18 protein-coding genes and 1 riboswitch are annotated in these 21,478 nt (G+C 72.3%); of the genes, 6 read left to right on the top strand and 12 right to left on the bottom strand.

The features are described 5' to 3' along the window. Positions 1–16: 16 nt before the first annotated feature. A complete protein-coding gene (locus ABD437_RS24055) occupies positions 17–904 on the bottom strand; it encodes an SDR family oxidoreductase (protein ID WP_344651176.1) in 888 nt (295 codons plus the stop codon). Between the two features lie 82 nt (positions 905–986). Between ABD437_RS24055 and ABD437_RS24050 the strand changes: the two genes are divergently transcribed. Then, the gene (locus tag ABD437_RS24050) at positions 987–1,562 is read left to right on the top strand and encodes a TetR/AcrR family transcriptional regulator (protein ID WP_344651175.1); all 576 of its coding nucleotides are present in this window, start codon (positions 987–989) and stop codon (positions 1,560–1,562) included. Here the strand turns inward: ABD437_RS24050 and ABD437_RS24045 are convergent. The 3 genes from ABD437_RS24045 to ABD437_RS24035 all read right to left on the bottom strand — a co-directional run bounded on the left by ABD437_RS24045 (position 1,540) and on the right by ABD437_RS24035 (position 6,757). Further along, positions 1,540–3,486 carry a PKD domain-containing protein gene (locus ABD437_RS24045; protein ID WP_344651174.1) on the bottom strand — a complete coding sequence of 649 codons (1,947 nt, stop codon included), beginning with the start codon at positions 3,484–3,486 and terminating at the stop codon, positions 1,540–1,542. The two genes, ABD437_RS24050 and ABD437_RS24045, sit on opposite strands and share 23 nt — an antisense overlap. Positions 3,487–3,627: 141 nt before the next feature. Beyond that, entirely contained in the window at positions 3,628–5,991 is a 2,364-nt protein-coding gene (locus tag ABD437_RS24040) for a tetratricopeptide repeat protein (RefSeq protein WP_344651173.1), read from the bottom strand. Between the two features lie 28 nt (positions 5,992–6,019). Further along, positions 6,020–6,757, bottom strand: coding sequence for an SDR family NAD(P)-dependent oxidoreductase (locus ABD437_RS24035; RefSeq protein ID WP_344651172.1), 738 nt, complete (start codon positions 6,755–6,757; stop codon positions 6,020–6,022). Positions 6,758–6,844: 87 nt separating this feature from the next. On the opposite strand from ABD437_RS24035, the gene ABD437_RS24030 reads away from it, so the two are divergent. Further along, positions 6,845–7,666, top strand: coding sequence for a helix-turn-helix transcriptional regulator (locus ABD437_RS24030; protein ID WP_344651171.1), 822 nt, complete (start codon positions 6,845–6,847; stop codon positions 7,664–7,666). On the opposite strand, the gene mtnB is transcribed toward ABD437_RS24030, so the two are convergent. Genes mtnB through mtnK form a run of 4 tightly spaced genes read right to left on the bottom strand, consistent with a single transcriptional unit; the run spans position 7,644 to position 11,183 of the window. Further along, positions 7,644–8,282, bottom strand: a complete 639-nt coding sequence (mtnB, locus tag ABD437_RS24025; protein WP_344651170.1) for a methylthioribulose 1-phosphate dehydratase — start codon at positions 8,280–8,282, stop codon at positions 7,644–7,646. The genes ABD437_RS24030 and mtnB overlap by 23 nt on opposite strands. Then, complete coding sequence (gene mtnC, locus ABD437_RS24020; protein ID WP_344651169.1) at positions 8,279–8,989, bottom strand: acireductone synthase; 711 nt, start codon at positions 8,987–8,989, stop codon at positions 8,279–8,281. The genes mtnB and mtnC overlap by 4 nt, the downstream gene beginning before the upstream one ends. Continuing rightward, entirely contained in the window at positions 8,986–10,014 is a 1,029-nt protein-coding gene (locus ABD437_RS24015) for a translation initiation factor eIF-2B alpha/beta/delta subunit family protein (RefSeq protein ID WP_344651168.1), read from the bottom strand. The genes mtnC and ABD437_RS24015 overlap by 4 nt, the downstream gene beginning before the upstream one ends. Further along, positions 10,011–11,183 carry an S-methyl-5-thioribose kinase gene (mtnK, locus tag ABD437_RS24010; RefSeq protein WP_344651167.1) on the bottom strand — a complete coding sequence of 391 codons (1,173 nt, stop codon included), beginning with the start codon at positions 11,181–11,183 and terminating at the stop codon, positions 10,011–10,013. The genes ABD437_RS24015 and mtnK overlap by 4 nt, the downstream gene beginning before the upstream one ends. Before the next feature lie 171 nt (positions 11,184–11,354). Between mtnK and ABD437_RS24005 the strand changes: the two genes are divergently transcribed. Continuing rightward, on the top strand, positions 11,355–11,678 hold the full coding sequence (locus ABD437_RS24005) for a hypothetical protein (protein WP_344651166.1): 324 nt from the start codon (positions 11,355–11,357) through the stop codon (positions 11,676–11,678). Here ABD437_RS24005 and cobN read toward each other — a convergent pair. Then, positions 11,642–15,202 carry a cobaltochelatase subunit CobN gene (gene cobN / locus ABD437_RS24000; RefSeq protein WP_344651165.1) on the bottom strand — a complete coding sequence of 1,187 codons (3,561 nt, stop codon included), beginning with the start codon at positions 15,200–15,202 and terminating at the stop codon, positions 11,642–11,644. The two genes, ABD437_RS24005 and cobN, sit on opposite strands and share 37 nt — an antisense overlap. Before the next feature lie 53 nt (positions 15,203–15,255). Continuing rightward, positions 15,256–15,376, bottom strand: a riboswitch (cobalamin riboswitch). Positions 15,377–15,476: 100 nt separating this feature from the next. Here cobN and ABD437_RS23995 point away from each other — a divergent pair. From ABD437_RS23995 to ABD437_RS23985, 3 genes are read left to right on the top strand one after another with little or no spacing between them, the layout of a single operon-like run. Next, entirely contained in the window at positions 15,477–16,625 is a 1,149-nt protein-coding gene (locus ABD437_RS23995; RefSeq protein ID WP_344651164.1) for a precorrin-3B synthase, read from the top strand. Next, positions 16,622–17,251, top strand: coding sequence for a precorrin-8X methylmutase (locus ABD437_RS23990; protein WP_344651163.1), 630 nt, complete (start codon positions 16,622–16,624; stop codon positions 17,249–17,251). The genes ABD437_RS23995 and ABD437_RS23990 overlap by 4 nt, the downstream gene beginning before the upstream one ends. Continuing rightward, positions 17,251–18,750 carry a precorrin-3B C(17)-methyltransferase gene (locus ABD437_RS23985; protein WP_344651162.1) on the top strand — a complete coding sequence of 500 codons (1,500 nt, stop codon included), beginning with the start codon at positions 17,251–17,253 and terminating at the stop codon, positions 18,748–18,750. The genes ABD437_RS23990 and ABD437_RS23985 overlap by 1 nt, the downstream gene beginning before the upstream one ends. On the opposite strand, the gene ABD437_RS23980 is transcribed toward ABD437_RS23985, so the two are convergent. Genes ABD437_RS23980 through cbiE form a run of 3 tightly spaced genes read right to left on the bottom strand, consistent with a single transcriptional unit; the run spans position 18,738 to position 21,393 of the window. Then, the gene (locus ABD437_RS23980) at positions 18,738–19,463 is read right to left on the bottom strand and encodes a cobalt-precorrin-6A reductase (protein ID WP_344651161.1); all 726 of its coding nucleotides are present in this window, start codon (positions 19,461–19,463) and stop codon (positions 18,738–18,740) included. The genes ABD437_RS23985 and ABD437_RS23980 overlap by 13 nt on opposite strands. Beyond that, complete coding sequence (gene cobM / locus ABD437_RS23975) at positions 19,448–20,194, bottom strand: precorrin-4 C(11)-methyltransferase (protein WP_344651160.1); 747 nt, start codon at positions 20,192–20,194, stop codon at positions 19,448–19,450. Before cobM ends, ABD437_RS23980 begins: the two co-directional genes overlap by 16 nt. Continuing rightward, on the bottom strand, positions 20,191–21,393 hold the full coding sequence (cbiE, locus tag ABD437_RS23970; protein ID WP_344651159.1) for a precorrin-6y C5,15-methyltransferase (decarboxylating) subunit CbiE: 1,203 nt from the start codon (positions 21,391–21,393) through the stop codon (positions 20,191–20,193). The genes cobM and cbiE overlap by 4 nt, the downstream gene beginning before the upstream one ends. Positions 21,394–21,478 lie beyond the last annotated feature (85 nt).

Raw genomic sequence — 21,478 nt, 5'->3', positions numbered from 1 at the left:
GGTCGATCGAGGCCGGTCAGGCCGGGTAGGCCCCGCCGGCGATGTCGTCGAGCAGCGTCGGGCCGGTGGGCTCCCAGCCGAGCCGCTGGCGCGTGAGCACGCTCGACGCCTGGATGTCGGTGGCGAACACCCGGCCGATGAAGCCGAGGCGGGCCTGCGCCTGCTCGGGCGTGACCGACTCGGTCGGGACGCCGAGCAGGCGGCCGATCGCCTCGGCGATCTCCCGGGTGGCGACACCCGGCTCCGCCACCACGTGGACCGCGGCACCGGGCGCCGACTTCTCCAGCGCCAGCGCGACGGCCTTCGCCGCGTCCCCGAGGTGAACCGCCGCCCACCGGTGGGCGCCGTCGCCGACGTACGCCGAGACACCCTGCTCCTTGGCCTTCTGCGCGAGGAACGCGATGAAGCCGTGGTCGCCGGTGTAGTGCACGGTGGGCGGGAACCGCAGCGACACCGCGCGGATACCCCGCTCGGCGTAGCTCAGCGCGAGCTGCTCGGCGCCACCGCGCGGCGACTCCGGGCCGGTGAACGGGCTCGCGTCGTCCTCGGTGAGCACCTGCCCCGGTTTGTACAACGCGACGCCCGACGCGAACAGGAACGGCTTGCCGGTGCGCGCCAGCACCTGCCCGAACGCCTCGATCGCGGCCCGTTCGGTCGCACCGGCGGTGGCGAAGTCGGCGTGGTTAAACGCGAGGTGGACGACACCGTCGGCGTCCTCGGCGCCGGCCCGCAGGCTGTCGAGGTCGTCCAGGTTGCCCCGCCGCACCTCGGCGCCGTAGGCCTTGACCTTCGCCTCGCCCTCGTCCGAGCGAACCAGGCCGACGACCTGGTGGCCCGCGTTGATGAGCGCCGGGACGACGCCGGACGCGATCCCGCCCGAGGCACCGGTGACCAGAACACGCATTGTTCTCTCCTAGCGATGTCAGTGACTGACATCAGAGACGGTACACGCCGATGTCAGTCACTGCCATCACTAGACTGGGGCGGTGGCGCGATGGGAACCCGGAGCTCGGGAACGACTGCTGATGGCGGCGCTCGACGCTTTCACCGACGAAGGCTTCGAGGCGGCCACGGTGGCGAGCATCGCCGGGCGGGCCGGTGTCACCGAGCGCACGTTCTTCCGGCACTTCACCGACAAGCGCGAGGTGCTGTTCGAGGGCTCCGCGATCCTGCTGGAGGTCGTCACCGGGGCCATCGCCGCAGCGCCCGCGGGCCTCACGCCGATCGAGGTGATCACGCGCGCGTTCGAGGCGGTCGGCCCGTTCTTCGCCGAACGCCAGGTGTTCGCGCGCCGCCGTTCGGCCGTGATCGCCGCCAACACCAGCCTGCTCGAGCGCGAACTGCTCAAGCTCCAAGCCCTCAAACACGCCAACGCCGACGCCCTACGCACCCGCGGCGTGCCCGACCCCGACGCCACCCTGGCCGCGGAATTCGGCGCCACGATCTTCCACGTCGGTTTCCAACGCTGGATCGACGACCCAGCGGAAACCGGCCTGGCTCACCACGTCCGCCGAGTCTCCGACGAGCTGATCGCGCTGGTCAGCGGGGCAGCTCCGGCCTAGCGTCGTCGTTCGCCGGCTCGACGAGCGAGTACTCCGTCCAGTCGCTGTCCGCACCGATCGTGCGGCCCGCGCCCACGGCGTGCACTCGCCACCGCTCCCGGTGGGGAGCGTCCGAGGAGATCGCCCGGAGTGTCACCTCGGTGCTGAAAGCCTTGTGGGTCTCGAGCCCGGTCCAGCCCTCCGTCGTCGCTCGCTGCCGTTCGACGACGTAACGCGTGGCACCGGGAACGGCCTGCCAGGAGAACACGATGTCGTCGTCGAGGCGGGCCTCCTGGTTCGCGGTGGGCGTCAGCGGAGCCGGGGCGGCGAGCCCGACCGCGACGACCACGGGATCGCTGGTCGCGGTACGACCGGCGGCGTCGACGACCGAAACGGTGACCGAGCGCTCGCCGACCTGGGTGAACGTGCGCTTCACCGTCGGCTCCGACGTCCGGGTCTGCTCGCCGTCGCCCCATTCGAAGACGTAGCGGGTGATGGGCGCCGAACCGGCCCCGGAGGCGGACGCGGTGACGGTGTGCGGCGACGGGCCGGACGCCGAGTCGACGGTGAGTTCGACGGAGGGCGCCACCACCGCTCCGGTGACCGACACGGCCACCGCCGCACCACCGTCGACGGGGTACAGCCGAAGACGTCGTGAGAACGTTCCCACCGGGAGGACCTTCGGATCCGCGGTCACGGACAGCGTCACGCTCCGCCCCGGCGCGATCGGACGGCTCGACACCTGCGCGTTCAGGCCTCCGGCCACCTCGACGCCGACCACCGAGGGGCGCTCACCGCCGTTCGTGACCGTGACCGTTCCGGTCAACGACGGTCCGAGCGCCAGCGACGTCGGCGACACGCGGAAACTCGCCGGCTCAGGTGCGCCCGGGACGGCCCTACCGCCCGGCGGCCGGGAGCCCCGGTCGTCGCTCGATCCGCCGCTGGGCGCGGGAACCACCGGGTCGGCCGCAGGACCTCCTCGGTCGGAGCCACCGGCCGACGGCCCGGGAGACGGCTGGGCCTCCGCCTGCCGCAACACCCCGCCGAGCGGCGGCCAATGCAGGAGCATCCCGGTGACCACCACGAGCATCAGCCCGGCCACACCGGCGATAGCTGCGCGCCGATGCCGGGACCGTCGGCGCGGAGGTGGCATCGGCGCCGGAGGAATCCCACCGGCGCCCAGGTTGTCATCGGCGTCCGCCGCCGACCCGGCCGCGAACGAGACCGGGGGTGGCCAGCCGTCGGTCCAGCCCGGGTCGTTCCACGGCGTCATCGCCGCGAGCGGGAGCGGGACCGGAGCCGGATGCGTCGTCGCCCGCTCCACGACCCGATCCAGGTGTTCCGGGCCGGGTGGAACGACGATCGAACCGCCGAGCAGGCGAAGCGCCGCCTGACCCTCACCGATGGGGCCGACCAGCGCCATCCGCTCCCGTCGACAGGTCGGACACGCGTCGACGTGGTCGGCGATCCGGTCGCGCAGTTCGCTGCTCACCGCGCCGAGCCGCCCGTCCCAGCCGACGAGCACCTCCGGCAGCGCGTCACACACCTCGGGCCGCCGCTTGGCAACCAGCAGGGCGCCGAGATAACGATCGACCCGGTCCAACGCGGCCCGCATCTCGGCCCGGTCACGGCGCGTGGGCGGATAGTGGAATGCCTCGATCAGCGTGTTGTGCGGCAACCGGGCGCGGCTGTGGAACACCGCTACGAGCCGGTCCTCGACGTCCAAGCCGGCGAGGACGTCACGGACGTCGGCGGGGACGGAGGCCGCGCACTCCTCGCCCCGGACCGGTGAGCTGTTCGCGAGCACGCGCTGTTCGACGTACCTGGCCACGGCCAGCGGCCAGGCCGAGGCGCGAATCGGTTCGCGGTCGATCGCCGAACGATGGGCGATCGTCTCCATCACCAACTCGAATGTCTCTTCCGCCGCGGTACCGGCGGTCAGCACGCACGTTTCATGAATCAGTCCGCCGTCGGCCTCGGCTATGCGGCGGACATCCTCCAGCGCCGTTTCCACCCGCGCCCCCCAACGCCGTAGCCACGCTGCGGGGAGTATTCATCTCCCGGGGACAAATATGCAATTTCGTGATTAATTGCCTGCTTCGGCCCGGTCGGCGTTCCGGTGTGCCGCCAGGGTCCGCGGGTGACCGCGGCCGTACGAGGCCTCGATCATTTCGGCGGCACGCCTGAACATCTCGACGGCGTCGGCGCGACGGCCGATTCCCCACAGCGCGGCAGCATGGATCTCCGACCGGCGAGCCCGTCGTCCGGCGTCGTCCGCACCGCCTTGCGCCACCGCTTCGGCTCTCCTCACCACGGACAGGGCCTGGTCCGGTCGGCGCTGGTGATGTCGCAGCACCGCGAGATTGGACAGATAGGGCTCCAATGTCGGCGAGTCCGGGCCGTACACCGAGCCGATGATGCGGATCGCCTCTTCCAAGGCGGTCTCGGCGTCGCGGTATCGCCGTATCCCGTCGAGTGCGGTGGCCTTGGTCAGGAGCGCTTCCGCGGTGACCGGGCTCGGACCGAGTGTTTCGGTCCAACGATCCAAAGCCGGCGCGAGCGCCTCGAGCGCTTCGAGGTGACGTCCGTCCGCGACGAGATCATCAGCGAGCGCATGCCGACAGGTAGCGACCGCATGGGCGGCGTCCGCCCCTTCGGGCAGGCGCCGACTACGCAGGTAGTCGTCCGCCAGCGCGAGCGCACGCCGACTCAGGACAACCGCTTCGCTCGGCTCGCCACGCCACCGCAAATACCGCGACGCACCGAGAAGAATCGTCACCGCGGGCGGAAGCACATCGCCGTCGAGGACCTCTTGACGAGCGATCGGATACTCCGCCGCCGTCAGCGCATGAGGAAGAATGCGCTGCCACCACGAGCGGGCCGTCGGCGAATCCGCCCGGGCGGAGCCCGCGATCGTGTCGAGCATCCGCACCGCCGCGCGAACACTGTCGTCCCAGTTCCCGTGCTGCGTGGCGACGTCCGCCTGCACGGTCCGCGTCACCGCGTGGACGGAGATCAGCCGACGCGCTGACGTCGGATCGGCGTAGTGGCGCGCCAACCCACGGTCGGTGAGTGGACGGACGGCCCGCTTGAGTCGCACCGGACTCGTCACGACGGTGTCCAACGGCGCGTTCAGCTCCTCGGCGGTCGCCTCCAGCAACTCGACCGGGATCGGCGCGCTTCCGAGCGCCGCGAGGATCCGGAGCAGCGCCGCCGACTCCGGGTCGACGCGACCGAGCGCGGTCCGGAAGGCCGCACCGACGCTGACTCCGTAGCTCGGCACCACGTCGGCATCGAGCAACTCGGTGCGGCACACCTCGAATTCCACCAGGTACTCGTCCGGTGACGGCGTCGACCGGACGGCCTGAGCGAGCGCCAGTGGCAACCCGTCGAACAACGAGGCCAGCCGCTCGCAGACCTGCTGATCGGTCGGGCGCCACTCCGCTGAGCCCTCCGGCCCTCGGAACCCGCGACGGAGAAAGTCGACCGATTCCGGCACGGACAGCTTCGGCACGGCGATCTCGGCCGCGACACCCGGCAGTACCCGCCGCTCGGCGCGCGTCGTCACGATGACGTGACCACCCGCCGGGAGCGAACCGCCCGGGTGCGGCAACAGTCGTTCCACGTCGACGTTCGCCACGTCGACGTCGTCGTACACCAGCAGCCAACGGTGTCGTCCGCCGAGCCCGCGAAGGACTCGGTCCAGCGGCGCGGCTCCGGACGTGTTCCCGGCCAGACCGAGTTCACCCGCGAGTTCCGCCAGCCGGGCACGCACCAGGGTTTCCGAGGCCGACTCGATCCACCAGATGATGCGGTAGTCCCTGGCGTGCGCCCGGGCGTACTCGGCCGCGAGCGTGCTCTTCCCGATGCCGGGCGCCCCGGAGAGCACCACGACCGCCGGATCAGCCGGCTCCAGCGTTCGGCGGATCGCTGCGAGAAGGTCCGGTCTGGCGATGCTGACGGTGGGGTCAGCCGGCCGGGTGTTGGTGAGCGGAACACCCAACGGGTCGTGTCCCCAGCGGGCCGCGTCCAACGCGTCGAGGAAACGTTCGCGTGCCGCCTGCCGGTCCAGGTCGCGGAGATCGAGCCAGACCCGGCCACCGAATTCGGCCTGCCACTCCGGACAGTCCGCCGGCGGATCGGCGACGAGGATCGGGAACAGCCGCACCAGGCCGTCCCGGCGTTCTTCCGCCCGGGCCAGGCGCCATTCCTCCATGGAGAACTGAGCGCGGAAGTACTCCGGCGAGAGCACGGCGACCGTCACCCGCGCTCCGACGGCGGCACTCCGCATCAGCGCCGGCCACTCACTGCCGACGACGAATCGACTGTGCTGCCAGATCACCAGATAGGCGGCTGCCTCGAGCACCTCGGCGGCCCACCGCGCCCAGCCCTCGTCCGCCTGGGTGAAGCTGACGAAGTAGTCCCACTCCCACGTCGGAGCGCTCGACATCGCGCCATCATGTCACCGGGAACGGCAGCTACCAGGGGATGACGCCGTTCGTGTCGGCGCTACCGACGAGGGAGAGGTCGCCCCAGAGCCGGCCCGTGGTGGCGTCGGTTTCGCCGGTGGCCAGGGACACCACCACGGAGGCGCCCTGTTCGGCCGTGCGGAAGCCGGCGTGGCCGTTGAGGTCGGTGGCGCAGTAGCCCGGGTTGGCGGCGAAGACGTCGATCCCCGGCAGCTCTTTGGCGTACATCGCCGTCACCATGTTCAGCGCGGCCTTCGACGTCGGGTAGGGGATTCCGACGAGCTGGTACAGCGGGTTGGCCGGATCGGTCACCGTGGAGATCGAGCCGACCTCGCTGGACACGTTCACGATCCGTGCTGTCGGAGCTTTGCGCAGCAGCGGCAGGAACGCGTTGGTCACCGCGATCACGCCGAACACGTTGGTCTCGAAGACCTGCCGCACCGCCTCGCGGGTGGTGCCGCTCGGCAGGCCGCGCGCTTCCGCGTGGTCGCCGATGAGGCCGGCGTTGTTGATCAGCACGTCGAGGTGTCCGTGGTCGGCTTCCACCTGCGCGGCCGCGCGCTGGATCGAGTCGTCGTCGGTGACGTCGAGCGGCACGAACGTGGCGCCGAGAGCCGACGCGGCCGACGTACCCCGGGAGGAATCCCGCGCCGCGACGAGCACCGTGTAGCCACGCGAGCCGAGCAGCCGTGCGGTCTCGTAACCGATGCCCTTGTTGGAGCCCGTGATGAGGGCGATCTGTGTCATGCCCCGACCCTGGAGCCACCGGGGAACCGCGTACAGAGCACCAGCGATACCACCCACCTGCCCCGGGCTTACAGCACGCTGGAGGACATGAACCCGCGCGCGGAGATCGGCGACTTCCTGCGTACGCGACGGGCCCGGTTGCAGCCGCGTGACGTCGGCCTGCCGGACGGCATCCGCCGGCGCACACCGGGCCTGCGTCGCCAGGAGGTCGCCCAGCTCGCCGGGATGTCGATCGACTACTACATCCGGCTGGAGCAGGGCCGCGGGCCGAACCCGTCCCGCCAGGTGCTGTCCGCGCTGGCCCGCGCCCTGCTGCTCACCCGCGACGAGCGTGACTACCTCTTCCGGGTCGCCGGCGAGAAGCCCCCGGGAACCACGAGTCCGCGCCGCGAGCTCACCCCCGCGATCCGGGTGATGCTCGACTCGCTGCGGGACGTCCCGGCCTTCGTCGTCGACGCGAGCTACACCGTGCTGGCCTGGAACCAGCTCGCGACGCACTTCCTCAGCGACCTCTCGCAGGTGCCGGAGGACGACCGGAACATGATCCGCTGGGTGTTCCGCCGCCCCTACGACGACCCGCACTGGGACGACGAGGCCGCGCTGGCCTTCAACCGGTCGATGGTCGCCGACCTGCGTGCCGCCCACGCCGGCGACCGCGGCGTCGAACGCCTGGTCACCGAGCTGCTCGGCACCTCGAGACGGTTCGCCGAACTGTGGGCCGCACACGACGTCGAAGAACGACGACGGGTCGTGAAATCGGTGGTGTCACCGGAGCACGGACCGCTGGAGTTCGAATGCCAGGTGCTGCACATCCCGGAGACCGGCCAGCGCATGATCGTCTACTGCCCCGAGCCCGGCTCCCCCACCGCCGAGGTCTTCGCCCGGCTCAGCCGCGTGTCTCGACCTTGAACTGCAGGAGGAACTCGACGATCTCCGTGTGGTGACGGGCCTGGAGGAGGTCGCGGCCCCACGCGTACATGCCGTGGCGGGCGACGACGACGGCGGGCGTCGCGGGGTCGAAGACCTTCGCGACGTCGTCGCCGAGGACCTTCATGTCCTGGGAGTTCGGGACGACCGGAATCGTGACGGTCTCGTCGTGGGCCAGCCGGCCGATGCCCTTGAGCATCTCGAGGTCACGCAGCTCGATACCGTCGGGCCACCAGTGCCCGGCGAGCACGGCCTGGAGAGCGTGGACGTGCACCACCGCGCCGGCGCCCGAGAGCTGCGCCACCCGGGCGTGCAGTTCCGCTTCGGCCGACGGGACCAGGTCGGGTCGGGGCTGTTCGGGCACCGCGCGGCCGAACTCGTCCACCACGACGACGTCGGCGCTGGTCAGTTCGCCCTTGTCGAGGCCGCTGACGGTCACGGCCAGGCGCAGCGGGTTCCGGTTCAGCACGATCGACAGGTTGCCGGAGGTGCCGCGCATCCAGCCGATGCCGGCGAACCGCGCCGACTCCGCCGCCAGCGCCGTGCCGGCGCCCTCCAACACCCCGCGGAAATCCGTACGGTAGTCCGGGCCGGTCATGCCGGCACCACGTCGACCTCGTCGAAGGTGGCGACGACCGGGTGGTCGCCGAAGTCGGCGGTGTAGTTCGGCTCGCCCTCACGGCGGACGCCGATCACCTGCCAGCCGGCGGCGCGGGCGGCGTCCAGCTCGGCCGGCAGGTCGGTCAGGAACAGCGCGTCGCCACCGGCCACCCCCAGCGCGGACGCGATCTTCTCGTACGACGTGGCCTCGCGCTTGCTGCCGGCCTTCACCGTGTCGAAGTAGTCCTCGATCAGCGGCGTGAGGTCACCGGCGTCGGCGTGCCGGTACCAGGGCACCTGGCTGGCGATCGACCCGGACGAGAACGACACCAGCCGCAGACCGCGCTCGTGCCATTCGCGCAGCTTCGGCACCACGTCCTCGAAGAAGTGGGAGCGCAGCTCACCGGCGGCGAACCCGGCCGCCCAGAGCTGACCCTGGATCGTCTTGAGCGGCGTCGCCTTGACGTCGCTGTCCATCCAGCCGTGCAGCACCGCGACGACGGCGTCCACGTCGGCGTCGTCGGACAACCCGCCCTCGGCGCGGGTGTCGGCCACGGCGGAGGCGATCGCCGGGTCGTCCGCGTGCGCAATGATCCACGGGCGGAGACGCGGCCGGGCGTAGTCGTACAGGTCACCCTGCACGAAACCGGCGGCGCTGGTCGTGCCCTCGATGTCGAGGACGACCACGCGTGCGGTGTAGGTCATCGGTTCTGCCTTTCGTGGTACTCGCCGACCCGGGCCGGCTCGAAAACGCCTCGGTCGGTGACGATCCGCCGCACGAACTCCGGCGGCGTGACGTCGAAAGCCGGGTAGTAGCCGCGCTCGACCAGGGCCGACGCGGTTCGCGCGCCGAGCGTCGACAGCACCTCGGCGCCGTCGCGCTCCTCGATGACGACGTCCGACGCGGTCGCGGCGGTGCGGTCGGGGGCCAGCACCAGCGCGTAGAACGGGACGTCGAACGCCGACGCCGCCACCGCGTGGGACAGCGTGCCGACCTTGTTGATGACGTGCCCGTCCATCGTCACCCGGTCGGCCGCGGTGACCAGCGCGTCGACCGACCCGAGCGCGCCCTGCCCGGCGAGCACCGACGCCGCCGTGGAGTCGGTGATCAGCGTCAGCGGCTGGCCCATCTCGGCCAGCGTGTGCGCGGTGAGCCGGGCGCCCTGCAGGTACGGGCGCGTCTCGGTGACGACCCACTCGTACTTGCGCCCGGCCAGCTCGGCCTGCTGCACGAGGCCGATCAGGTACGCGTCCATCCAGCAGTGGGTCATCACCCGGGCGCCGTCGGGGATCAGCTCGGTGGTGAGCCGGCCCAGCTCGGCGCTGCCGCCCCGGTAGGCGGCCTCCAGCCGGGCGGTCTCGGCCTCGACGAGCTCGGCCAGCTCCGCGGCCGAGCCGACGGTGCCGACGGCGTCGAGGACCTCGCGCACGGCGTCCCGGACGTGGTTGTTCGTGGGCCTGGCCGCGGTGAGCAGCTCACCGTCGTCGGCCAGGGCCCGCAGAGCGGTTCCGAGAGGGTCGGCCCGATGGAGGCGGGCGCTCAGTCGCAGCCCGGCCAGCCCGGCGTAGAACGGACCCGAGCTCTGCGTCACCATCGCGCGGATCGCGACCGCGACCTCGCCCGCGGTGCGGGTCAGCACCCACTCCTCGCGGGCGGGGAAGACGCGGCGGTCGAGGATCAGCACACCGTCGTCGGTGAGACGGACGCTGTCGTCGAGGACGGGCCTCACTGCCGGGCCTCCCAGGAGGTGCTGACGAGGTGCGCGAGCGCGCGGGGATCCGGGCGGCTGCCGCAGATCTCGCGGTCGACGAGCAGCTTGTGGCCGAGGTCGAGCACGAGCGCGGATGCCGGGCCGGGGTCGGGCAGCGTCTCGAGGTCCGACGCGTGCGAGTAACCGGCGACGCGGCGCACCAGTTCGACGGCGGCGAAGCCCAGCGTGTCGTGCCAGACGTCGCGCAGTTCACGCAGGAGCCAGCCGTCGTCGAGCAACGGGTCGACGCGGGTGGGCCAGCCCTCGCGCCAGGCGGCGCAGAACGCGTCCCAGCACTCGGCGATGCTCGCGAGGTGGGCGCTGTTCCGGCTGCGCACGGCCGCGATGACGACGTTGGCGACGTAGAGGCCGAGGTCGAGGCCGATCGGCCCGACCATCGCGAACTCGGGGTCGATCACCCGGACGACCGGTTCGCCGTCGCGGTGACCGACCATCACGCTGCCGCTGTGGAGGTCACCGTGGACCAGGGCCTGGGCCTTGGCGCCGAACGCGGCGCGGACCGCGGCGAGTTCGGTGCGGACCGCCGGGTCGGCACGCAGCCGCTTCACGCCGTCCTCGAGCGCCGGGTGGTGGTGGTTGTGCTCGGCCTCGACGAACGGATCACCCAGCAGGTACTGGAGCGTGACCTCGGCGAGCAGCGGGTTGACCGACTCGGCGATCAGCGCCGCGCGCACCCGCGGATCGGCGCCGGCGACGCTCGTCGCGAACGTGACCCGCCCGATCAGCTCGCCCACCTCGGCCGACGTCCGGCCGAGCTCGGCGCCGTCGTTGAGGGCGGTGCGCAGCACGGTGAGGTCGGAGAGGTCCTCCATCGTGAACGCGAACCGGGTCTCGTCGACGTCGAGGATCGTCGGCGTCTGCCTGGGCGCGTACTCGGCGAACGTCCGCAGCGCTCTCGCTTCGATCAGCGCCCGCTCGGGGCTCATCGGCGCGGACGGCCCGAGTTTCTGGATCCACGGCGGGGCCTGCTTCACGGCGACGCTCGGGATCGCGGGGTCGTCGGGAACCGCCACGAAGACGCGGTTCATGTTGCCGTCGCCGACCTCGCGCACGGTGCCGGTGGCGGTCGCCGGGACCGATCCGCGCCCGATCAGATAAGCCCAGATCTCGGCGGGTTCCAGGACCACCGGTTCTCCTTTGTTCTCGCTGGTCAGCGTTCCAACCGTATGCAGTCTCCCTCGCTGAGGGCGAAACCGCCCGGGCGCCTCCCACCCCTCGGGCGCGCCCGTCCGTTTCGCCACTTATGCCCCCCGTTACGGGGCCGCGCGGACCGGTGAGGAGGAGGCATTATCGCGGGCATGAAGTTCGCCGGCGATACCGTCACGGATCTGGCCAACACGCTCGGTAGTGACGCGCGGGCGCTGGCCCGTGCCCTGCAGTCCGACGTGCTCGTCGACGCGCCCGCGATTCTGCACGCGCTCGCGGTGACCGCGCTGCACCTCTCGACGTCGGCGGCCGAGATGGCGCTGGCGGTCGACGACGTGAACGGGCCGTCGGCCGCGGAGCTGCGCGCGGTGCAGGTCGCCTTCGCCGAGTGCAGCTCGACGCTGCTCAACAGCATCGAACCGGTGCAGCGCTTCGCTGCTCAGTCGTCCTCGAGGTCACCCTCGGTCGCCAGGTAGAGGTCCTGGAGCGCCGCCAGCGTGTCGGCGTCCGGGTGCTCCCAGAGGCCGCGGTCGGCCGCCTCGATCAGGCGTTCGGTGATCGCGTGCAGCGCCCAGGGGTTCGACTCGCCGAAGAACTTCTGGTTCTCCTCGTCGAGCGCGTACGTCGCGGCCAGCTTCTCGTACATCCAGTCGGCGACGACGCCGGCCGTGGCGTCGTAGCCGAACAGGTAGTCGACGGTGGCGGCCAGCTCGAACGCGCCCTTGTAGCCGTGCCGGCGCATCGCCTCGATCCAGCGCGGGTTGACCACGCGGGCCCGGAACACCCGGGCGGTCTCCTCGTGCAGGCTGCGGGTGCGCACGGCGTCCGGGCGGGTGCTGTCGCCGATGTAGGCCTTCGGCGACTGGCCGGTCAGCGCCCGGACGGTCGCGATCATGCCGCCGTGGTACTGGAAGTAGTCGTCGGAGTCGGCGATGTCGTGCTCGGCCGTGTCGACGTTCTTGGCCGCGATGTTGATCCGGCGGTACGCGTTCTCCATGTCCGGGCGGGCCGGCACACCGTCGAGGTCACGGCCGTAGGCGTAACCGCCCCACACCGCGTAGACCTCGGCCAGGTCCTTGTCGTCGCGCCAGGTGCGTGAGTCGATCGCCTGGAGCAGCCCGGCGCCGTACGCGCCCGGCTTGGAGCCGAACAGCCGCATCGTGGCCTGGCGTTCGCTCTTCTGCTCGGCCAGGTCGGCGAGAACGTGCTCGCGGACGTAGTTGTCGGGCTCGTCGAGCCCGGCGACCAGCTGCACGGCGTCGTCGAGCATCGCGATGACGTGCGGGAACGCGTCCCGGAAGAAGCCGCTGATGCGCATCGTGACGTCGATGCGTGGGCGGTCGAGCTCCGCGCGCGGGATGAGTTCGAGCCCGCTGACCCGGCGGGACTGCTCGTCCCAGACCGGGCGGACGCCGAGCAGCGCCATCACCTCGGCGATGTCGTCGCCGGCGGTGCGCATCGCCGACGTGCCCCAGATCGACAGGCCGACCGAGCGCGGCCAGTCGCCGGTGTCCTCGCGGTAGCGGGTGAGCAGCGACTCGGCCATCGCCGAGCCGGTCTCCCAGGCCAGGCGGCTCGGCACCGCCTTGGGGTCGACCGAGTAGAAGTTCCGGCCGGTCGGGAGCGTGTTGATGAGCCCGCGCAGCGGGGAGCCACTCGGCCCGGCGGGGACGTATCCCCCGTTCAGGGCGTGCAGCACGTGCGCCATCTCGTCGGTGGTCTTGTTCAGCCGCGGCACGACCTCGGTGGCCGCGAACTCGAGCACCTTCGTCACATCGGCGTGCTGGTCGACGTCGACCGACGAGGCGACGGAAGCGGCCTCGGCGGGGTCCCAGCCGCGTTCCTCCATCGCGGCGACCAGGCCACGGGCGACCGCGTCGATCGTGTCGACATCGGACCGGGCCTCGTCGCCGGCCTCGGAGAGGCCCAGCGCCTCGCGCAGGCCCGGCAGCGCGGCGACCTGACCGGCCCACATCTGGCGGGCACGCAGCATCGCGAGGACGAGGTTCACCCGCGCCTCGCCGGTGGGCGCGTCACCGAGGACGTGCAGGCCGTCGCGGATCTGCACGTCCTTGACCTCGCACAGCCACCCGTCGACGTGGAGCAGGAAGTCGTCGAACTCGGCGTCGTGCGGGCGGTCGTCCAGGCCCAGGTCGTGGTCGAGGCGCGCGGCCTGGATCAGCGTCCAGATCTGCGCGCGGATCGCCGGCAGCTTCGCCGGGTCGAGCGCGGCGATGTTCGCGTGCTCGTCGAGCAGCTGCTCGAGGCGGGCGATGTCGCCGTAACTGTCGGCCCTGGCCATCGGGGGCACCAGGTGGTCGACGAGCGTGGCGTGCGTGCGCCGCTTGGCCTGGGTGCCCTCGCCCGGGTCGTTGACCAGGAACGGGTAGATCAGCGGCAGGTCGCCGAGCGCGGCGTCGGAGCCGTCGGCGGCCGACATCCCCACGGTCTTGCCCGGCAGCCACTCCAAGTTGCCGTGTTTACCCAGGTGGACGACCGCGTCCGCACCGAACTCGGAGGCGAGCCACCGGTAGGCGGCCAGGTAGTGGTGGCTCGGCGGGAGGTCGGGATCGTGGTAGATCGCGACCGGGTTCTCGCCGAAGCCACGCGGCGGCTGGATCATCACGACGACGTTCTCGCCGCGCAGTGCGGCCAGGACGATGTCTCCGTCGTGGACGTAGAGCTCGCCGGGAGGCGGGCCCCAGTGCTCGAGCATCTTGTCCCGGAGGGAGGGATCGAGGGAGTCGAAGTACGTCCGGTACTCGGCCGCCGGGATGCGGACCGGGTTCGCGGCGAGCTGCTCCTCGGTGAGCCAGGCGGTGTCGTGGCCGCCGGCCTTGATCAGCGCGTGGATGAGCGCGTCGCCGTCCTGCGCCTCGACGCCGGGCAGGTCACCGACCCGGTAACCGGCGTCCTGCAGCGCCTGGAGGAGTTTCACCGCGGACTTCGGGGTGTCCAGGCCCACCGCGTTGCCGACCCGGGCGTGCTTGGTGGGGTAGGCGCTGAGCATCAGCGCGATCTTCTTGTTCTCCGGCGCGATGTGGCGGAGCACGCCGTGCTTCACCGCGATGCCGGCCACACGCGCGGCCCGCTCGGGGTCGGCGACGTAGACGGTGAGGCCGTCGGCGTCGATCTCCTTGAACGAGAACGGCACCGTGATGATCCGGCCGTCGAACTCCGGGATCGCGACCTGGGTGGCGTTGTCGAGCGGGGAGAGCCCGTCGTCGTTGGCGTCCCAGGTGGCGCGGCTGCTGGTGAGGCAGAGCCCCTGCAGGATCGGGACGTCGAGCGCGGCGAGCGCGCCCACGTCCCAGGCGTCGTCGTCGCCACCGGCGCTGACGGTGGCGGGTTTGGTGCCGCCGGCGGCGAGCACGGTGACGACGAGCGCGTCCGCGGTCTCGAGGGTTCGCAGCAGCTCGGCGGGCGCGGTGCGCAGCGAGGCGCAGAAGATCGGCAGGGCCTGGCCACCGGCGTTCTCGATCGCGTCACAGAGCGCTCCGACGAACGCGGTGTTCCCGGCGATGTGGTGGGCGCGGTAGTAGAGCACCGCGATCGTCGGCCCGTCGCCCGTCGATTCGCGTTCCAGGATGCCCCAGGTGGGCATCTCGACGGGGGGCTCGAAGCCGAGGCCGGTGAGCAGGACGGTGTCGCTGAGGAAGTTGTGCAGCTGCTGGAGGTTCGCCGCACCGCCCTGCGCGAGGTAGGCGTGCGCCTCCGCCGCGACTCCGATCGGGACCGTCGAGAGCTGCATGAGGTCCGCGTCCGGCGCGATCTCCCCACCGAGCACGACGACCGGCAACGGCCCCGCGAGCAGCGCGTCGAGCCCCTCTTCCCAGGCCCGGCGTCCGCCGAGGATCCGGACGACGACCAGGTCCACGCCGTCGGTGAGCCCGGGCAGATCGTCGACGCCGGTTCGAGCCGGGTTCGCGAGCCGGTAGGGCGCGCCGCTGGCCCGCGCCGAGAGCAGGTCGGTGTCCGACGTCGAGAGCAGCAAGATCACGCGGGGCGTCCTCACTCGGGGTCCGCGCCCCGGGTCGTGGTCAGCGGTGCCTGGAGTCTCCTGGCTCCCGGATCGACGCTCCCCTGCTGCCTTCCCGCTGATGCAGTGGCTCGGATGCAGGCTCGCTCCCCGGTGACAGTGGCGGGACCGCGCCGGATTCACACCGGCTTCCTCCACCTGACACCGCTCATGGCCTTTCAACACTGGTGATCAGGGTCCCAATCGTCAAGTGGGCCCAATGGGGATCACCGGAGCGACACGTAGCATCCGGACTATGCCCACCGCCGTGCCCTTCCGCCAGGCTGCCGACAGCTGCCCAGGCGCGTTGCAGGTGCACGAGGCGGCCGACGGCGGGCTGGCCCGGGTGCGCATCCCCGGTGGTGTGGTGAGCCTCACCCAGTGGCGGGCACTGCTGCCGTTCGCCCCGCTGGAGCTGACATCTCGGGCGAATCTGCAGATTCGCGGCGTCACCGATTCGGACGCGTTGGCCGCGCGGCTCGCTGACGTCGGACTTCTGCCCTCGGCCACGCACGAGCGGGTACGCAACATCGTGGCGTCGCCGCTCGGCGGGGCCGGCCCGGTGGTCTCCGCGCTCGACCGGGCGCTGTGCGCGGACGGAGAGCTGTCCGAGCTGCCCGGCCGGTTCCTGTTCGCGATCGACACCGATCGGGACGTGGTCTCGCTGGGCGCCGACGTGACCGTGCTGCTGGGCGCCGACCCGGTCCCGGTGCTGCTGGCGGGGGTCGACAGCGGTCTGCGGGTCCGGGCCGGCCAGGCCGTTGCGGCCCTGATCGCCGCCGCGCGGTGCTTCCTGCTCGAACGTGCGGCGCAGGCCTCGAAGGCCTGGCGTCTGTCCGAGCTCGACGACGCCGTGGCGCGGGTCGCCCGCCGGATGCAGCCGGCCCTGGCCTGCGCCCTGGTCGAACCCTCCGTGCTCGCGCCCCTCCGCGGCGCCGACCCGATCGGAGCGCTCGACGGGGCGGTGGGGGTGGTGGTCCCGCTGGGACGGCTCACCGGAACGCAGATGGACGCGATCACCGAGGTGGCCCGGAACGAGATCATCGTCACGCCCTGGCGGGGAGTGGTGCTGCCCGGCGTGGGGCCCGAGGCGCTGGCTCCGCTGGCCGAGGCGGGGCTGGTGACCGATCCGGCGTCGGCCTGGGCGAGCGCCTCGGCCTGCACCGGCCTTCCCGGCTGCGCCAAATCCCGCACGGACGTCCACGCCGACGCGGCGACCGCACTGCGCAACCCCGGCGCGCTGCTCCCCGTGCACTTCGCCGGGTGCGCGCGGCGGTGCGGGCACCCGGCCGACGTCCACGTGGACGTACTGGCCACCACGGACGGATACCAGGTCGACGGCGAACCCGTTCCCGTCGACGAGCTACCCGCGGCCGTGGCGGCCGCCAGGAGGATCAAGCGTTGACTGGGCAGTACATCCGCGACGGTGCGGAGATCTACCGTCATTCGTTCGCGATCATCCGGTCGGAGGCCGACCTGAGCGGCCTCCCGGCGGACGTCGCCCGGGTGGCGGTCCGCATGATCCACTCCTGCGGCATGGTCGACCTGGTCGACGACCTGGCGTTCTCGCCGGGCGCGGTGCCCGCCGCGATCGAGGCCCTCCGGTCCGGAGCCCCGATCCTCTGCGACGCGCAGATGGTGGCCTCGGGCGTGACGCGGCGGCGTCTCCCCGCGTCGAACGAGGTGATCTGCACGCTGAACGACCCCCGCGTGCCGTCGCTGGCCGCCGAGCTCGGCACCACCCGCAGTGCGGCCGCGCTGGAGCTCTGGCGCGAGCACCTGGAGGGGTCGGTCGTCGCGATCGGCAACGCCCCCACGGCGCTGTTCCACCTGCTCGACCTGATCGCGGCCGGTGCACCGCGCCCCGCGGCCGTGCTCGGCATCCCGGTGGGCTTCGTCGGGGCCGCGGAGTCGAAGGACGCGCTCGCGGCCAACGACCTCGGGCTGGAGTACCTGATCGTGCGCGGACGCCGGGGCGGCAGCGCGATGACGGCCGGGGCGCTCAACGCGCTGGCCAGCGAGGAAGAGTGATGAGCGGACGGTTGTACGGCGTCGGTCTGGGACCGGGCGACCCGGAGCTGGTCACGGTGAAGGCGGCCCGCCTCATCTCGGCGGCCGAAGTGATCGTCTACCACTCGGCCCGGCACGGGCGGAGCATCGCGCGGTCGGTGGCGGCCCCGTACCTGCGCGAAGGGCAGATCGAGGAGCAGCTGATCTACCCGGTCACCACCGAGGCCACGTCGCACCCCGGCGGGTACCAGGGCGCGCTCGACGAGTTCTACGCGTCCTGCGCGGCGCGCCTGGCCGCCCACCTCGACGCCGGTCGGGACGTCGTCGTCCTGGCCGAAGGCGACCCGTTCTTCTACGGGTCGTACATGCACCTGCACAAGCGGCTGGCACCCCGGTACGAGGCCACCGTGGTGCCCGGCGTGACGTCGGTGAGCGGGGCCTCGGCGACGCTCGGGCGGCCGCTGGTGGAGCGGGACGAGGTGCTCACCGTGCTGCCGGGAACGCTGCCGGCGGCGACGCTGGCCGACCGGCTGGCCGGCGACGACCCCGCGGTGATCATGAAGCTCGGCCGGACGTTCGGCGCGGTGCGCGAGGCACTGGAGACCGCGGGCCGGCTCGACGAGGCCTGGTACGTGGAGCGGGCGACGACGTCGTCCGAGCGCACCGCGCCGCTGGCCGACGTCGACCCGGAGACCGTGCCGTACTTCTCGGTGGCGGTCCTGCCCAGCCGGCTCTCCCCCGGCCTGTCCGATCTCGCCCCGGCACCGGCCGCCGCGAACACGCCGTCACCGGGTGAAGTCGTCGTGGTGGGGCTGGGTCCGGCCGGGCGCGAGTGGCAGACGCCGGAGTCGCAGGCCGCCCTGGCGGCCGCCGACGACCTGGTCGGCTACGGCCCGTACCTCGACCGGGTACCGCCCAATCCGCGGCAGCGACGCCACCCGTCCGACAACCGCGTCGAGGCCGAGCGGGCCGCGTTCGCGCTGGACCTGGCCGCGCGCGGGGCCCGCGTCGCGGTGGTGTCCTCCGGTGACCCCGGCGTCTTCGCGATGGCCGCGGCCGTGCTCGAGGTCGCGGAGGAGCCGCGCTGGAAGCACGTGCCGGTCCGGGTCGTCCCCGGGCTGACCGCGGCGCAGGCGGTGGCGAGCCGCGTCGGAGCGCCGCTCGGTCACGACTTCTGCATCCTGTCGCTCTCCGACCGGCTCAAGCCCTGGGAGGTCATCTCGTCCCGGCTGGCCGCCGCCGCGGCCGCGGACTTCGTGATCGCGATCTACAACCCGGCGTCGAAGAGCCGGCGCGAACAGATCGTCGCCGCGAAGGCGCTGCTGCTCGAGCACCGCGACGCCGACACCCCGGTCGTCATCGGCCGCGACGTCGGCGGCCCCGAGGAGAGCGTCCGGATCGTCCGGCTCGGCGAGATGGACCCGGCCGAGATCGACATGCGGACGCTGCTCATCGTCGGCTCGTCCCAGACCCGCACCGACGGCCACACCGTCTACACGCCGAGGCGCTACCCGGCCTGACGTTCCAGCCAGGCCGCGGCGGCCTCCGGGGTGGTGACCACGCTCGCGGAGGGTGGGACGGGCGGGCGCGTGATCATCAGCACGGGGAGGCCCAAGGTGCGGGCCGCCTCGAGTTTGGGGTACGTGGCGCTGCCGCCGCTGTCCTTGGTCACCACGACGTCGATCGCGTGCTCACGCAGGAGGGCGAGTTCGTCGGCGTAGGCGAACGGGCCGCGGGCCAGGAGCACGGACGAGCGCGGCGGCAGCGGAACGGACGGCGGGTCGACGCACCGGATCAGGAACCACTGGTCGCACCCGGCGAACACGTCCAGGCCGCGGACCCCCGTGGTCAGGAACACGCGCTGTCCGGGCGGGAGCACCTCGGCGGCGTCGGCCAAGGACCCGACGCGCACCCAGCGGTCACCGGGCACCTCGTCCCACCCCCGCCGCCGCAGCACCGCGAGCGGCACCCCCACCCGCGCGCACGCCTCGACCGCGTGCGCGGTCATCCGGGCCGCGAACGGATGCGTCGCGTCGATCACCGCGTCGAACCCCGGCAGGTACGCGGCCAGGCCGGCGACCCCACCGAACCCCCCGATCCGCACCTCGCCGGGAGGAAGCAACGGCGACCGCACCCGGCCCGCCAGTGAGCTGACCACGTCGTGGGCGCCCACCAGCGACGACGCCAACCGTCTGGCGTCGCCGGTGCCGCCCAGGATCAGGACTCGCGACACCGCGCGGCCGAGTACAGGTGCGAGTCGGAGAACTCCGAGGCCGTCAGCACCGACCCGACGACGATCACCGCGGTACGGACGATGCCGGCCGCGGCCACCGCGTCGGCGATGTCCGCGAGCGTCCCACGCAGCACCACCTCGTCGTCCCGGCTCGCCCTGGCGACCACCGCGACCGGGCAGGAGGCCCCGTAGTTCGGGACCAGCTCGGCGACCACCTCGGTGATGCGCTGCACGGCCAGGTGCAGCACGAGCGTGGCGCGGCTCGCGCCGAGCGTCGCCAGGTCCTCACCCGGCGGCATCGGCGTCGCGCGCGCCGACGTCCGGGTGAGGATCACGGTCTGCCCCACCCCGGGCACGGTGAGCTCGTGCTTCAACGCCGCGGCCGCCGCCGCGAAGGCCGGCACGCCCGGCGTCACGTCGTAGTCGATGCCGAGCGCGTCGAGCCGGCGCATCTGCTCGGCCATCGCGCTGAACACCGACGGGTCGCCGGAGTGCAGCCGGGCCACGTCCAGGCCGGCCGCGTGCGCCGCCGCCAGCTCGACGACGATCTCGTCCAGGTTCAACCCGGCCGTGTCGACGAGCCGCGCCCCGGCCGGGCACCACTCCAGTAACTCGGCCGGCACGAGCGAACCCGCGTACAAGCACACCGGCGACGACTCGATGAGCGCTTTCGCGCGCAGCGTCAGCAGATCCGCCGCGCCCGGACCGGCCCCGATGAAATGAACGGTCACCGCTTCGTCACCACCCACTGCGTCACCGGCATCATCGGCTTCCACCCGAGGAACCCGCCCACCGGGGTGGCCCGGCTGATCGAGACCCGGGTCAGATCCCCGCCCAGCGACGCCTGCCAGCGCGCCAACACGGCCTCCGACTCGATCGTCACCGCGTTCGCCACCAGGCGCCCACCCGGCTTCAACGCGTCCCAGCACGCCTCGACGACCCCGGCCGCGGTCACCGCGCCGCCGATGAACACGGCGTCCGGCGCGTCCAGCGCGGCCAGCGCACCCGGCACCGACCCCACCTCCACGGTGAGCCCGGGCACCCCGAGCGACGCGGCGTTGCCCGCGAGCCGCGCGGCCCGGTCGGGGCGGTGCTCGATCGCGACCGCACGGCACGAGCGGTCGGTACGCAGCCACTCGATCGCGATGCTGCCCGCGCCCGCGCCGACGTCCCAGAGCAGCTGGCCGGGCATCGGCGCGAGCCGGGCCAGCGTGATCGCGCGCACCTCGCGCTTGGTGAGCTGGCCGTCGTGGTCGTAGGCGTCGTCCGGCAGGCCGGGCACGAGCGGCAGCAGCGCCGCGTCCGGCGACGCGACGCAGTCGATCGCGATCACGTTCAGCGCCGCCGTGGTCTCGCCGTCCCACTCGTCGGCCCGCACCGTCCGGAGCGATTCGTGGGCCGAGCCCAGGTGCTCCAGCACGGTCAGGGTGCTCGCGCCGTACCCCCGCGCGACCAGCAGCGACGCCACCGCGCCCGGCGTCGTGCCGTCCGCGCTCAGCGCCAGCACCCGACGACCGGGGTGGATCGCCGTGTGCAGCCGCTCGATCGGGCGCCCCACCAGGCTCACGATCTCGATCTTCTCCTCCGGCCAGCCCAACCGGGCACACGCCAGCGAGATCGACGAGGGGTGCGAGAACACCCGCACCCGGTCGGCGCCGAGCTGGCGCACCAGCGTCGAGCCCACGCCGAAGAACATCGGGTCGCCGCTGGCCAGCACCGCGATGCGGCGCTCCGCGTTGGCGGCCAGCAACGACGGTATCGACGGCAACATCGGCCGCGGCCAGGAGATCCGCTCCGCGGGCACGTCGCCGGGGAGCAGGCCGAGCTGACGCCGGCTGCCGAACACGACCTCGGCCGAGCGGAGTGCGTTCCGCGCGGGGTCCCCGAGCCCGGCCCAGCCGTCAGCACCGATACCGACGACTGTGACCATTTCAGAGGGGAAGACGGACGTCACGGCGACAAACCGTAATCCCTCACGGGAGCAAGGCAACCGGCAGCCGTCGGTGCAGTGACGA

This window comes from Cryptosporangium japonicum (assembly GCF_039524755.1).
GTDB lineage: Bacteria > Actinomycetota > Actinomycetes > Mycobacteriales > Cryptosporangiaceae > Cryptosporangium > Cryptosporangium japonicum.
This window is presented reverse-complemented; position numbering and strand designations above follow the sequence as displayed.